Source organism: Mesorhizobium sp. M7A.F.Ca.CA.004.12.1.1 (assembly GCF_003997835.1).
GTDB lineage: Bacteria > Pseudomonadota > Alphaproteobacteria > Rhizobiales > Rhizobiaceae > Mesorhizobium.
On sequence record NZ_RZRK01000067.1, the window covers coordinates 1 to 13,180 of the forward strand.

Annotated in this window: 11 protein-coding genes; 2 read left to right on the forward strand and 9 right to left on the reverse strand. The window is 65.6% G+C overall.

The window, feature by feature from the left end; translation table 11 throughout:
* Both EN984_RS05790 and EN984_RS05795 read left to right on the forward strand, forming a co-directional pair.
* Window positions 1-1,098 (forward strand): Zn-dependent hydrolase (locus tag EN984_RS05790; RefSeq protein ID WP_164765386.1); only part of this gene is annotated, 1,098 nt, incomplete at its 5' end.
* The gene (locus EN984_RS05795; protein ID WP_127269650.1) at window positions 1,095-1,760 is read left to right on the forward strand and encodes an isochorismatase family cysteine hydrolase; all 666 of its coding nucleotides are present in this window, start codon (window positions 1,095-1,097) and stop codon (window positions 1,758-1,760) included. The genes EN984_RS05790 and EN984_RS05795, both read left to right, overlap by 4 nt.
* Here the strand turns inward: EN984_RS05795 and EN984_RS05800 are convergent.
* From EN984_RS05800 to EN984_RS05840, 9 genes are read right to left on the reverse strand one after another with little or no spacing between them, the layout of a single operon-like run.
* On the reverse strand, window positions 1,745-3,232 hold the full coding sequence (locus tag EN984_RS05800) for a D-aminoacylase (protein ID WP_127269652.1): 1,488 nt from the start codon (window positions 3,230-3,232) through the stop codon (window positions 1,745-1,747). The two genes, EN984_RS05795 and EN984_RS05800, sit on opposite strands and share 16 nt — an antisense overlap.
* 13 nt (window positions 3,233-3,245) lie before the next feature.
* Window positions 3,246-4,787, reverse strand: a complete 1,542-nt coding sequence (locus EN984_RS05805) for a trimethylamine methyltransferase family protein (protein ID WP_127269654.1) — start codon at window positions 4,785-4,787, stop codon at window positions 3,246-3,248.
* 20 nt (window positions 4,788-4,807) lie between these two features.
* Complete coding sequence (locus EN984_RS05810; protein WP_127267570.1) at window positions 4,808-5,776, reverse strand: D-2-hydroxyacid dehydrogenase; 969 nt, start codon at window positions 5,774-5,776, stop codon at window positions 4,808-4,810.
* Window positions 5,777-5,784: 8 nt separating this feature from the next.
* Window positions 5,785-6,693, reverse strand: a complete 909-nt coding sequence (locus tag EN984_RS05815) for a dihydrodipicolinate synthase family protein (RefSeq protein ID WP_127267569.1) — start codon at window positions 6,691-6,693, stop codon at window positions 5,785-5,787.
* Window positions 6,690-7,253 carry a hypothetical protein gene (locus tag EN984_RS05820; RefSeq protein WP_164750909.1) on the reverse strand — a complete coding sequence of 188 codons (564 nt, stop codon included), beginning with the start codon at window positions 7,251-7,253 and terminating at the stop codon, window positions 6,690-6,692. The genes EN984_RS05815 and EN984_RS05820 overlap by 4 nt, the downstream gene beginning before the upstream one ends.
* A 27-nt stretch (window positions 7,254-7,280) precedes the next feature.
* Window positions 7,281-10,139 carry a 2Fe-2S iron-sulfur cluster-binding protein gene (locus EN984_RS05825; RefSeq protein WP_127267567.1) on the reverse strand — a complete coding sequence of 953 codons (2,859 nt, stop codon included), beginning with the start codon at window positions 10,137-10,139 and terminating at the stop codon, window positions 7,281-7,283.
* The gene (locus EN984_RS05830) at window positions 10,136-10,402 is read right to left on the reverse strand and encodes a sarcosine oxidase subunit delta (RefSeq protein ID WP_127267566.1); all 267 of its coding nucleotides are present in this window, start codon (window positions 10,400-10,402) and stop codon (window positions 10,136-10,138) included. The genes EN984_RS05825 and EN984_RS05830 overlap by 4 nt, the downstream gene beginning before the upstream one ends.
* A 19-nt stretch (window positions 10,403-10,421) precedes the next feature.
* Window positions 10,422-11,663 (reverse strand): FAD-dependent oxidoreductase, encoded by a 1,242-nt coding sequence (locus EN984_RS05835; protein ID WP_127267565.1) that lies wholly within the window; start codon window positions 11,661-11,663, stop codon window positions 10,422-10,424.
* A gap of 6 nt (window positions 11,664-11,669) precedes the next feature.
* Window positions 11,670-13,040 carry an MmgE/PrpD family protein gene (locus EN984_RS05840; RefSeq protein WP_245465158.1) on the reverse strand — a complete coding sequence of 457 codons (1,371 nt, stop codon included), beginning with the start codon at window positions 13,038-13,040 and terminating at the stop codon, window positions 11,670-11,672.
* Window positions 13,041-13,180 lie beyond the last annotated feature (140 nt).

A 13,180-nucleotide genomic window follows, 5' to 3' on the forward strand; every position in this document is an offset into this window, starting at 1 on the left:
GGCAATCTCTATTTGACGCTGAAGGGCCGTAATCCGGATTTGCCGATGATCGTTCTCGGTTCGCATCTCGACAGCGTGCCGCATGGCGGCAATTTCGACGGCGCCGCGGGTGTGGTGGCAGGGCTGGCCGTGATGGCCGAACTGGTCGGGCAAGGCATCCAATTGCCGCGCGACCTGATCGTGCTGGCGACCCGCGCCGAGGAAGCGGTCTGGTTTCCGCTGTCCTATCCCGGCAGCCAGGCAGCTGTCGGCCTGCTGGAGCCGATAGCGCTGGAAGCGAAGCGGTCGGACAGCGGACGCACGCTGGCTGACCATATGCTGGAGGAAGGTTTCGACCCTGATGCCGTGCAGCGCGGCGTGCCGGGCATCGATGCCGGACGGATCGCGGCTTTCGTCGAAGTGCATATCGAGCAGGGACCACGCCTTGTCGCATCCGGCGCGCCGGTCGGCATCGTCACCGGGATCGCCGGCGGGTTTCGCTATGTCGACGCGACCTGCCTCGGCGCCTACGCGCATTCCGGCGCCGAGCCGCGCTTCGCCCGGCATGACAGCGTGCTCGGCTTTGCCGATCTGGTCGCCGGCCTTGAAGCGGAATGGGACGCGCTCGAGCGCGACGGCCATGAAGCCACCATCACCTTCGGCCGCGTGCAGTCCGATCCTGCGCAACACGGCGGCAGCCGCGTCCTGGGCGAGCTTCGCTTCACACTCGATGTGCGTAGCGCCGAGGCCGCCGTGCTGGACCGGATCGAGGCAAGGCTGCACGCGCTTTTCACAGAAGTAGGCAAGAAGCGCGGCGTCAGCTTCGAGGCCGGACCGCGCTTCACCTGGGAGCCGACGACGATGTCGCCGGCGTTGATAGCGAGGCTGGACCGCGCCGCCGCCGAACTGCAAATTCCGGCGCCGCATGTGCCGAGCGGAGCGGGGCATGATGCGGCAAGCTTTGCCGGCGCCGGTATTGCGACCGCCATGATCTTCGTGCGCAACGAGAATGGCAGCCACAACCCGCATGAAGCCATGGAAATCGCCGATCTCGACCAGGCGATCCGCCTGCTTCTTCAATTCGTCACCCACTTCGACAACCCCCCGGGACAGCCATGAACCTTGCCGCGACCGCCTTGCTCGTCATCGATCTGCAAAACGAGTACCGTCCCGGAGCCGCCTGGCCGGTCATCGGCTATGACGCGGTGCTCGCCAATGCCGCCGCGCTGATCGAAGCCGCCCGCGCAGCAGGCGTGCCCGTCATCCATGCGCAAGCCTGGGTGCAGCCGGAAGAACGCGACGGCTATGTAAGGCAGGAGGAAACCCTGACCGAGGAATTCCGCTCCGCCGTGGCCGGCAGCGATGGCGCCGCGATCTGCGCCGAGGTGGCGGCGATGCCCGGCGACATCGTCATCCACAAGCACTGGCCGAGCGCCTTTCGCCGCACCGACCTTTCAAGACGGCTTGCCGACCTCAAGGTCGAGAACCTGATCGTGACCGGGGTGCTGACCGACAGCTGCGTGACCGAGAGCGTGTTCGACGCAGTCTATCAGGGGTTCAGGGTCTGGCTGGTCAAGGAGGCCTGTGGCAGCATGAGCGAAGCCATGCACCGCATCGGCATGCTCGACATGGCCAACCGGCTCTATGGCGGCGGCATCCTGCGCCTTCCCGAGGCGCTGAAGGCGCTTGCCGGCCAGCCTTTCGACGGCTGGCGCTGCACGCGGCCGGTTGAGTTCGTCTACACGCTTGAGATGGTGGACCGGATCTACGAGGCCTTGTGATCGGCGCCGCAGCCGCATGTGCCTCGGACAACCTTTGAAGCTGAGGGCTTGAGTACCGTGCCCGGCAGCGATCCGGTCGCCTTGCCGTCAGTCCACACGGACACGCCGTTGACGAAGACATGCTCGATGCCGGCGGCGGGCCGGCGCGGTTCCTCGAAAGTGGCGGTGTCGATGATCGTCGCCGGATCGAAGATGACGAGGTCGGCGAAATTGCCTTCGGCCAGCAGGCCGCGTTGCTGGATGCCGAATTCACGCGCGGGCAGGCCGGTCATGCGGAACACCGCCTCCTGCAGGCTGAACAGGCCGACATCCCTGGCGTAATGGCCGAGCACGCGCGGAAACGTGCCCCATAGGCGCGGATGCGGATGGATATCGTGCGGCAGGCCGTCCGAGCCGATCATCGTGCGCGGGTGCGCGATGATGTTGCGCACATCCGTCTCGTCCAGCTGGAAGTAGACGGCGCCCGCCGGCAGCAGGCGCTGGCCCGCCTCGCGCTCACTGCAGTTCCATTCGCGCGCGATGTCGGCGATCTCGCGCCTCGCCATTTCAGGATGCGGATCGGACCATGTGACGAGGATCTTCAGACCCGTGTCGCAGCGCTCCAGTCGCAGCACCGTCGAGCTCGCGGCATAGGGATAGACATCCATGCCGATGTCCATCGTTTTGCGCGCCTGATCGATTCTTTCCAAGGACGGACGGCTCTTGCCGAAATTGGCGCGGCCGGTGCATTGATGGTGCGAAATGAACAGCTTGCCGCTGGCATGATCGGCAATGTCGATCGCTTCCTCGATCGCCTCGTCCATCGTCTCGAAATAGTTGCGGGTATGGGTGACATAGGGGCCGCCGAGGTCGGCCGCCGTTGCGGCGAGTGCCTTGACCTCTTCGGTCGAAGAGTTGACCGCCGGCGGATAGTCGAGCCCGGTGCTGAGCCCGAAGGCGCCCTCGGCCATCGCCTCGGCCACCGCCTCCTGCATCGCCACCGTCTCCGCTTCGTTGGCCGGACGGTCGGTCACCGGCATGCAGCGCTGGCGCAAAGTGGTGTGGCCGACCAATAGAGCCGCGTTCGTGGCGATGCCGCGCCGTTTGAGCTCGGCGACATAGTCGGCAAAACGATCGAAACGGAAACTCTCCCGGCCGCCGACCAGCGTGAAGGGCGGCGGTGGTGTCGTGTTGAGAAGCAACGGCGCCAGGCTGACGCCGCAATTGCCGGCGATCACCGTCGTCACGCCCTGGCTGATCTTCGGGTCCATGCCACGTGGCGCCAAAAGCGCGCCGTCATCATGAGTGTGCACGTCGATAAAGCCAGGTGCGACCACCTTACCCGCGGCGTCGATTTCCTCGCTGCCCGTTGCATCGTCCAGCTGACCGATGGCGACGATCCTGTCGCCGGTGACGGCGATGTCGGCCTCGAGAGGCTTCGATCCGTCGCCGGCGATCAGCGTCGCGTGACGGATGACGAGATCATAGGGCATCGGGCAAAAGGTCCTAACCTTCGGGATCGGCGGCGATCTCCTCGCGGCGGCGTGCGACATAGGCGTCGAGCTCCTCTCGGATCGCGGGGTCCATTACCGGCTCTTCGTAGTCGTGCAGCGCCTGTTGCCAGAGCTCCGTCGCCCGCTCCAGCGCATCCTTGCCGCCGGCCTCCTCCCAGGCGCCGTGGTTCTGCCAGTTGGACAGCATCGGCTGGTAGAAGGCGGTCGTGTAGCGCGACATCGTGTGTTCGGCGCCGAAGAAATGACCGCCGGCCGGTACCGACTTGATCGCCTCGAAACCGAGATCGTCCTCCTGGAACGGCAGCGGGCGCAGGAACTCCATCATGTTCTGCAGGATCTCCACATCGAGAATGAGCTTTTCGTAGGACGCAGTCAGGCCGCCCTCCAGCCAGCCCGCAGCGTGGTAGACCAAGTTGGCGCCACCCAGCACCGCGCCCCATGTCGCCATTTCCGTCTCATAGGCGGCCTGCAGATCAACCACGTTCGAGGCATTCGCATTCGAGGTGCGGTAGGGAAGATTGTAGCGGCGTGCCAACTGGCCAGCGATGATGTTGGCCTTGGCGTTCTCCGGCGTGCCGAAGGCCGGCGCGCCCGACTTCATGTCGACATTGGAGGTGAAGGCGCCATACATCACGGGCGTGCCGGGGTTGACGAGCTGCGTCAGCACCACGCCGAACAGAGCTTCGGCGTTCTGCTGGCAAAGGGCCGCCGCGAGCGTCACCGGCGTCATCGCTCCCATCAGGGTGAAGGGAGTAACGGTTACAGGCTGGCCGTGCTCGGCCATTGCGATCAGGCCCTCCGCCATGGCGTCATCGAACAGCCGCGGCGAGTTGATCGATATGATGGTCGTCACGCCAGGAGAGGTGCGCATCTCCTCGACGGAAATGCCGCGCGAGATTGCCATCATGTTGATCCCATCCATTGCCCTGGCGCTGCCGATCGCCGTGCAATGGAAGGAGAGGTCGCTGAGCGTCAAATTTGCGTAGTAGGTGTCGAGATGGCGCGAATTGGCCGGCAGCTCCATCGGCGCCACAACCTGGTTGCCGATGATGTGGATGGCGTTGAAGTGGTGCGCCAGCCGGATGAAGTTCTGATAGTCGGGCAAATTCCCCTGGCGGCGGCCATTGATGCGGTCATGTACATTGGGCGGTCCGGCAACCAGGCCGAAGACCAGCGAATTGCCGCCGAGATGCACCTGCTTTTCCGGATTGCGGCTGGTCAACGTGAAGGATGACGGGACTGTCCGCAGCGCCTCGCGCACCAGGCTTTCGTCGATGCGAATGGTCTTTTCCTCGCGGTCGACGATGGCGCCCGCGTCGGCGAACAGGTCCATCACCCGATCGCTCATGACACGGATGCCGAGTTCCGACAGGATGCGCATCGATGTGTCGTGCAGCCGCTCCATCCGCTCTTCGTCGAGCAGTTGCATGGGCGGATAGGGGTTCTTCACCTGCTCCCAGAGCAGTTGCGCGATGCCCCCGCCGCTGCGTCCGGATTTCCCCCTGCGGCCACCGCCGCGCCTGTCCTGTGTCATGAGACTGCTTTCCTCTCGCTTCAGTAACCGCGTTCCGGACTGACGACATTTTCAAGCGGCGCGCCGCCGCGGTAGCGCTTCAGATTGTCGGCGAACATGCGCACCGACTTGATATCCCAACCGTCGTAGACCGCCGCGCAATGCGGAGTGATGGCAACGCTCTCGTAACCCCATAGCGGATGGCCCGCCGGCAGCGGCTCGGTCGCGAAGACATCAAGCGCGGCGCCCTTGATCCGCTTGTTATCGAGCGCAGCGAGCAGGGCTGCCTCGTCGACGACGCCGCCGCGCGATATGTCGATCAGCACGGAGGAAGGCTTCATTGCGGCGAAGGCCGCCGCACCGAGAAGACCGCGCGTGCTGGACAGCAGCGGAACGCAGCATACGATGAAGTCGGCGCGTCCAAGCAGGGTCGGCAGCGCGTCCGGTCCATGCACCTCGTCGAGGCCGTCCATGGCTTTTGGGCGCGCGCGGATGCCGAGCGTGCGGATGCCCATTGCCTGTGCGCGACTGGCGACGGCTGTGCCCGTCTTGCCAAGGCCGATGATCAAGACCGTCTTGCCTTCGATCGGCTCGACGCGGCCACCGCCCCATTGCCGCGCCTGCCGGCGGCGCTCGAAGCCGCGCAGGTCAAGCGAGAAGGACAGCATGGCGCCGAGCGCATATTCCGCCAGCATGCCGGCGGCGACGCCCGCCGCATTCGTCACAGTGAGCCGCTCGGGGTCCCAACTGCCGAGATGATCGGTGCCGGAGCCGCCGACGGAGACCCATTTCACGCTCGGGCTTTCGACAAGCGCCTGGCGCGGATAGCGAGGGGTGCCGTCGAAGCGAACGGAATAAACCACTTCCGCTGCCACGCGCCCGATCAGCTCGGGCAGGGCGGCATAGCTGTCGCAACAATGGACGGTCAGATCCGGATGCGTCTCCTCGAGCACGGCCAGCGCAGCGGCTGGCCGGTCGGTGTGCAGGATGACGGATGGATCAGCCGACATGGGGCCGCTCAGCTCGGGCCAATGTGGTCGGCCGAAGGACCGAGCGCGGCAAGCAGTTTTTCACCACTTTCGAGTGTCGCGTTCTCGTGCGGCGCGCGCAGGGTCAGCCAGCGCTGGTCACCGGAGCGCACCGCCAGCACGGCCTTCATTGCCGGGATGAGGCCGGCATCCTGGATGATCTTGCGGAACGCCTTGACCGCCGCATCCGCCTCGGCAACGTCCTCGCCGGCGATCGCTCGATCGTAGAGGGCCCGGATGGCCGCGGCATTGAGGTTGACGGTCGCCGAGATGCAGCCCGCGGCACCATTGGCGAGCCCCTTGGTCAGCTGTGCTTCCGAGCTCGGGAAGACCGCGACCGCGGGCGCCGCAGCAATCACTGCCGCCGTGTTGTTCCAGTCACCGGCGCTGTCCTTGTAAGCCACGACGGTGTCGGGAAACGCCTCGCTCAGCCGTGCGGTCAAGGCGGGGCTCACCGGCACGCCGGAATTCTGCGGGATGTGGTATAGGATCATCTTCATTGCCGGGTTCGCCACCCGCGCGATCAGTTCGGTGTAGTAGCGGGCCTGGCCGTTGTCGCCGGCAGCGGTGTAGAAGAACGACGGCAGGACCATCACCCCGGCGCAGCCCAGCCCGACCGCATGCGCCGACAGCTCGACGGTTTCGGGCAGCGCGGTGACGCCGGTGCCGGGCATCAGCCGGCTCGGCGAAATGCCGGCCTCGATCAGCCACTCCAGCGCCTGCATGCGCTCGTGCAAGGACAGCGACAGCGCCTCGCCGGTGGTGCCGAACGGCGACAGGAAATGCGCGCCTTGGCCCAGCACCCATTTGGCATGCGAGATCCAGAGATCGCGCGCGATGCGGCCATCGTTTTCGAACGGCGTCAGGATCGGTGCGATGGTTCCTTGCGGGCGGGTCATGTGTGTCCTTCCGTATCGGTCGGCAACTCTATGCACTGCGTGGCCGCTGCCGCTGTCGTCCTGGCGAAGTAGGCCGACGCTGTGACGTCGAACATTACATCAAAACCCGCTTGCGAGCGGAACGTGACCGCCTCGACGTGACCGACGCGTGTTTGCGTTATGTCTTCGACACCGAATTGGTCGGCCCGGAGATCAAGCGCGCATAGCCGTTCCATCGCTTGCGGCGCGTGCGGGCCAGAGAGGCGCATCCACGCCCAGCCTTCCTCGCGCCAGGATGAATAGGCTTTCGCCCCGGCATCGTTCGCCCAGGCGGCTTTGAGTTCGGCCAGCGCCTCGGCCGCACCTTCGGCCAGCAGCAGGATGTCCTCGTTGCCGAGGCGCAGGATCCGCATGCCGTGATGCGCGCCGATGCGATTGACTGCAGGCAGCGCGATGCCGTGCGCCGTGAGCCAGGCGGCGCCGCCGCCGCCTTTCAGGCCAAAGCGCGGAGTGGCCGTCAGGTCGCTCAGCGTTACCGCGCCGATGGGCAGCTTGGTGCCGTGCGCCGCGCCGCCGGCCATGAAGGGGAAAACCGCGCTTGGCGCCATCTACATCTCCTGCCGTGCATTGGCGGGATCGAAGAAGGCGTGAGCAACCACGGGCGCGTCGACCAGATTGCCGTTCCGGCACTTCACCGTCACCAGGCTGCCTTCCGTGGAGTCGTCAACATGGACAAAGGCCAGCGCGATGCTACAGCCGAGTGTCGGCGAGAACCCGATTGAGGTGATCTGACCGACAGGATCATTTCCGCGCAGCACGAGGCAGCTGTCGCCGGGTATATCTTTGGCATCGGCCGGAAATCGCAGGCCCACGAGCTTGCGTGACTGTCCCAGCCTTGCGCGCATCTCAATCGACCGTTTGCCGATAAAGAAAGGCTTCTTATTCGAGACCGCCCAGCCAAAGCCGAGCTCGTCAGGCGTCGTGATCGCGTCGGTGTCCTGGCCGATCAGAATGTGCCCCTTCTCCAGGCGAAGGACGCGCGAGGCTTCGAGACCGTAAGGCTTCAAGCCGTAAGGTTCGCCGGCAGTCATCACCGCGTCCCAAAGGGCGGGCGCGAGGCTGGATGGACAATGCAGTTCGTAGCTCAGCTCGCCGGTGAAACCAATCCGCATGACGCGCACCGGCACGCCGGCGACAACGCCTTCGCGACCGCTGAGATAGGGGAAAGCCTCGCGGTCGAAATCGATGTCGCTGTCCAGCGCCTGAAGCACGGCCCTCGCTTTCGGTCCGGTGACGTTCAGGCCGCAGAACGCGCCGGTGAGGTTGAGGACATCGACTCGCAAGCGCCATTGCGCGTTCCAGAACAGCATGTCGGCATAGACGCGCGCCACCGCACCCGTGGTGGCGGTCACATAGAACCGGTCGTCCGCCATCCGGTAAGCGACGCCATCGTCGACCACCGAGCCCATCTCGTTGAGCATCAGGCAATAGCGCACACGCCCGACAGGCTGGTTGGCATGCGCCATTGTGTAGAGGCGGTCGAGGAACTCGCCAGCATCCGGCCCGCGCAGCTCCAGCTTGCCGAGCGTCGAGACGTCGAGCAGGCCGACCCCTTGCCGCACCGCCATGATCTCGTCGCGGATCGTCTTTTCGGCCGCGCCGGCATCGCCATAGAAATACGGCCGCCACCATGCGCCCACCGGCTTCATCACGGCGTTGAGCGCCAGGTGCCTGGCATGCAGTGCGGTGCGCCGCTCAAGGGGTTCGTGGTCGCCGGCAAGCACGCCAAGCGTCTCCGGTCCGACCGGCGGGCGGGCAGTGGTGATGCCGACTTCGGCGACCGCGCGGTTGGTCGCCTCGGCAACGATCCTGGCTGTTGCGAGCGCGGAATGGCGACCCTGGCTCGGGCCCATGCCGACGGTGCTGAAGCGTTTGACCAGCTCGATCTCGCGATAACCCTCCTTGACCGCGTTTTGCAGATCCTTGACCTGCAGATCTTCGTCGAAATCGACGAAGTCGCGGCCCTTCCGATCGGCGACGATCGGCAGCACATGGACCGGGCTGGTGGCCATCGGCCTGGTGAATATTTTGTCCTCTGCAACAGCGTGGCCGAGCCCCAAACGTGCGGCCACGGCCGCGCGATGCCCGCCGGCAATCGCGTCCTGCAGATCGCTGTCTCCAGCGACAGAGCCGGCAAGGTGGACCGGTGCTTTCGGCAGGCTGAGCGTCATTGATCCGGTGGTGGCGTCGTAGCCGACCTTGGCGCCGGCCTGGCAAGGCAGCTGCCAGGCAGGCACCTTGCCAGCCGAGACAGCCAGCAGGTCGCACTCGATCCAGTGCCCGCCGATGCGAACCCGCGCAAGGTGACGATTTCCCGCTGTCCCCTCGGCGGCTTCGATCGCCGCGGCCTTCCGGATGGCCACGCCCTTGCCGTGCAATTCGGCTTCGAAGGCGCCCGTCTCGCCGCTGGATCTCGGATCAACGACTTGCATCACCGAGACGCCGGCTTCGACCAGATCGAGCGCGACACAATAGCCTTCGTCGCCGGTGGCCAGCACCACGGCCTTTTGTCCGGGGCGCACGCCGTAATGGCGGATCAGCCGCTGCACAGCGCCGCCGAACATGATTCCCGGCAGGTCGTTGTTGCGGAAGATGGCGGGCTGTTCGATCGAGCCGGTGGCCAGGATCACGGCGCGGGCGCGGGTGCGATAGAGCCGGTCGCCCTGGATCAGCGGCAGCCAGTTGTCCTCGTACCATCCGTTGCAGACGGTCCCGGTCAGCAGGCGCAGATTTGGCAGGGCCCGCAGCCGGGAGGACAGGTCGGCAAGCATGGCCGGATCATGCCGGCCATAGGTCAGCGACCCGCCGATCTCCGGGTTCTCGTCGCAGAGCACGACATCCGCGCCCGCCTCGGCGGCAGCGATGGCGGCGTTCAGTCCTGCCGGACCGGCGCCGACCACGAGAATGTCGCAGTGCAGGTGCGTCTTGTCGAAATGCCGGCGCGGAGCGGTGGTGTCGACCACGCCCAGTCCGGCCTTGCGGCGGATCATCGGCTCCCAGAATTTCTGCCAGCTGTCGCGGCGCGGCCCCATGAAGGTGCGGTAGTAGAAGCCGACCGGCATAAACCGTCCCAGCCTGTCGATGATCGCGTCGCGGTCGCGCTCGAGCGTGCCGTTGACGTTCTGCGCGCTGATCCGCAACCCCTCGCTGATCGGCGTGCGGTCTGCGGCGACGTTCGGCTCGAACGGCAGTTGCACCAGCGTGTTGGCATCCGCCCCGGTCATCGAAAGGATGCCGCGCGGCCGATGATATTTGAAGGACCGCGACAGCACCCATTGTCCGGAGGCAGCGAGCGCGCTGGCGATGCTGTCACCGGCATAGCCCTCGAAGTTCTTGCCTTCGAATGTGAAGCGGATGGGGCGGCTTCGGTCGATCCTGCTGCCCCAGGGCTCAGCCAGCCGGTTCATGGTTGAGCTCGGTGTTCGGAAGCATCGAAGGTGCGGATGATCTCGTTGGTGACGAGGTCGCGCTCGGCCAGGAAGAAGTAATTGCTGGGCACGTGCCGCCACCACTCGACCACGACGCCCTTGCGATTTTCGGCGCGGAACAGGTGTCGCGACCAGTCGGCATCGGCGGCCCGGTCCGGATCCAGCTCGGCGCGGACGGGCCCGAACGACTGGAACTCGTCTATATTGCGCTGGCCGTTCATCGGGCAGGTCAGGATCTTCATGGTCAGCGGCGTTTCATGGTCAGTGACTGGCCGCCGTAGCGCCCATTTCGTTGAGCAGCCGGAACGTCTCGAAACGTTCCAGCGCGAACGGCTTCAATATGTCGGGCACGCGGCCCCTGGCGATCGTCTCCGCCATGCGTTTGCCGGCGACCGGTGTTGCCTTGAACCCCCACGTCCCCCAACCGCAATCGAGCCAAAGATTTTCGAGTGGACTGGCACCCATGATCGGGCTGTAGTCGGGCGTCATGTCGGTAATCCCGGCCCATTGCCTCAGCAGCCGCACGCCCTGCAGGAACGGGAAGAGATGCACGGCGCCCTCGGCGAGGTGTTCCTTCATGTCGAGCGTCGAGCGCGTCGAGTAGAGCTGGTAGGGATCGGAGCCGCCGCCGATGACGACCTCGCCGCGCGAGGACTGCACCAGGTAGGTGTGCAGCGAGACGGAGGAAACCAGCGTATCCAGCCAGGGCTTCAGCGGCTGCGTCACCATCGCCTGCAGCGGATAGCAGCGGATGGGAAGTTCGACGCCGGCCATCAGCGCCACGTCGTAATTCATCCCGCCGGTCGCGATCAGCACCTGGCCGCAGGCAATGCGGCCGCGGTTGGTCTTGACGGCCTGGACCCGGTCGCCGACGACCTCGAAACCTTCCACTTCGGTCCGCTGGTGTATCTCGACGCCGCGCCGCGACGCCTGCGCGGCATAGCCCCAGGCAACCGCATCATGCCGCGCGGTTCCGCCATCGGCATGCCAGAGCCCGCCAAGGATCTCAAGCGTGCCGCCATAGTCCATGTTGAGGGACGGTGCGAGCTCTTCGACCGCTTTCTGGTCGACGACTTCGGTGCGCGTGCCCAGATGCTTGCCCATCTCGGCGCGCGCATGAAAGCTGCGCAGGGTCGCTTCCGTGTGCGCCAGCGTCAGCTGGCCGCGCTGCGAGAACATGACGTTGAAGTCGAGTTCCTGCGACAGGCCCTCGAACAGCTCGACCGCTTCCTTGTAGAAGGCGATGCCTTCCGGTGTGATGTAGTTCGAGCGGATCGTGGTCGTGTTGCGCGCCGTGTTGCCGCCCGCGAGGTAGCCCTTCTCGATCACCGCGACGCTGCTTATGCCGTGATATTTCGAAAGATGATGCGCGCACGCCAATCCATGCCCGCCGCCGCCGACAATCACCACATCGTAGGATGGCTTGAGGTCCGGTGTTGCCGGAATGTCGCCGCTGACCGGATAGTCCCTGCTGAGACCGTATTTCAGAAGCCTGAGCGGCATTTCAGGCTACCACGCTGGCCGTTGGAGGGTCATGCTGACGAGGGGCGGATCGTAGAGCAATACCGAAAGATCGGAGAAGCGGCTGTCCTGATCGGCAAGCGAAAGGACCGCGTCGCGGATCGCGCTGGCACGGCCCTGTCCGAGCACCGGCGTCGCGAACTCCATATACTTGGCCTCGATCTCAGCCAGTGTCAGCGGCGCCTCGGGTCCGCCGCGCGCGTGGACGTCGCCGGAAGCAAGCACGCGCCCGTCCGTGGTCGTGATCGCCACGTCGGCCCAGCGCCCCGAGGGGAAGCGGACGCTGTGGCGCTCCGATTCCCGGACCGTGATGCGGCTCAGCAGTTCGGCGACGGCGGCATCCTCAAGCCCGTTGCCGGAAATGTGCTCCAGACCGATGCGGCCATGCATGATGAAGGTCGCGACGGCGAAGCGCAGGCTGTATTGCGCCTTCGAGGTCGTGTCCGGCACCCCGTCGAACAGTGTCACGGCGTAGTGGAAGCTGTTGACCTCGACATGGCTGATCTCCGACGGGGTCAGGTTATGCGCCAGGACGAGGCCACGCGTTGCGTCGATGGCCGCATGCGCCCAGCGGCAGATCGGGTAGGGCTTCACATATTGATGCAGCACCTGCCAGAAGGCGCCGAGATCCTGCCAATGAGCGGCGATTTCGGGCGCCTCGACCGTGATCGCCGGCGCGCCGGTGAAGCCGCGCTCGGCCAGCACGGCAGCGGACAGGCCGGTCAGCGCGCCGATACCCGAGCCGTCGTGCAGCATCGTCGGCGTAGCGATCTCGCGCATCATCTGGCTGCGCGGGCCATGATATTCGGCAATGCCTAGCGCCTCCCGGAATTGCTTTTCGCCGAGCCGCCGCAATCTTGCCGCGAGCGCGGCCACGCCCACGGCATTCCATGCGCCTGACGTGTGGTAGTCCGACACCGTCGCATGCAGCGCGATGCCGGCCCGGCCGGCGACTTCGTAGCCGACGACAAGCGATGCCAGCGCTTCCGGCCCGCTGAGGTCGGGGAGCGCCTCCGCCAGCGCTGCCAGCGCCGGAACGACGGCGACGCCGATATGGCCCTTGGTCGGGCTGTAACCGTCATGGCCATCGAGATTGTCGATCTGCGTTGCGGCCGCATAAGCGGCCCCGGCGATGCTGGCGCGGCGGCCGTCGAAAAGCATGCGCGCCGAATGCGGAGGATCGGCGGAGCCGTAGAGAAGGGCGGCGGTGTCGCGGGCGATCCGGCCGGCTTCCATCGGGCTAGCCGCAATGGCTATTCCGAGCGTGTCGAGCAGGAGATATCGCGCCTGTTCCAGGACAGGGAGAGGGAATACGGCCGCCGGCCGCCGCAACACGAAATCGGCCAGGCGAACCGCCACGCTGGTACTCGCGTCAAGCCCTTCACGCCGGTGCGACGGCACAGCCACTGGCATCACTCCCCTCTGCGTCACGACATCATTAATTTGGGTCCATCGCGCTTTCACGCAATTAGTTCGGCGGCTTTGGCCAAAAATATCTA

Excerpts from the sequence above, each read along its gene's own strand:
- EN984_RS05795 (WP_127269650.1), top strand. The coding sequence starts at position 1,095 with ATGAACCTTGCCGCGACCGCCTTGCTCGTCATCGATCTGCAAAACGAG.
- EN984_RS05800 (WP_127269652.1), bottom strand. The coding sequence starts at position 3,232 with ATGCCCTATGATCTCGTCATCCGTCACGCGACGCTGATCGCCGGCGAC.
- EN984_RS05805 (WP_127269654.1), bottom strand. The coding sequence starts at position 4,787 with ATGACACAGGACAGGCGCGGCGGTGGCCGCAGGGGGAAATCCGGACGC.
- EN984_RS05810 (WP_127267570.1), bottom strand. The coding sequence starts at position 5,776 with ATGTCGGCTGATCCATCCGTCATCCTGCACACCGACCGGCCAGCCGCT.
- EN984_RS05815 (WP_127267569.1), bottom strand. The coding sequence starts at position 6,693 with ATGACCCGCCCGCAAGGAACCATCGCACCGATCCTGACGCCGTTCGAA.
- EN984_RS05820 (WP_164750909.1), bottom strand. The coding sequence starts at position 7,253 with ATGGCCGGCGGCGCGGCGCACGGCACCAAGCTGCCCATCGGCGCGGTA.
- EN984_RS05825 (WP_127267567.1), bottom strand. The coding sequence starts at position 10,139 with ATGAACCGGCTGGCTGAGCCCTGGGGCAGCAGGATCGACCGAAGCCGC.
- EN984_RS05830 (WP_127267566.1), bottom strand. The coding sequence starts at position 10,402 with ATGAAGATCCTGACCTGCCCGATGAACGGCCAGCGCAATATAGACGAG.
- EN984_RS05835 (WP_127267565.1), bottom strand. The coding sequence starts at position 11,663 with ATGCCGCTCAGGCTTCTGAAATACGGTCTCAGCAGGGACTATCCGGTC.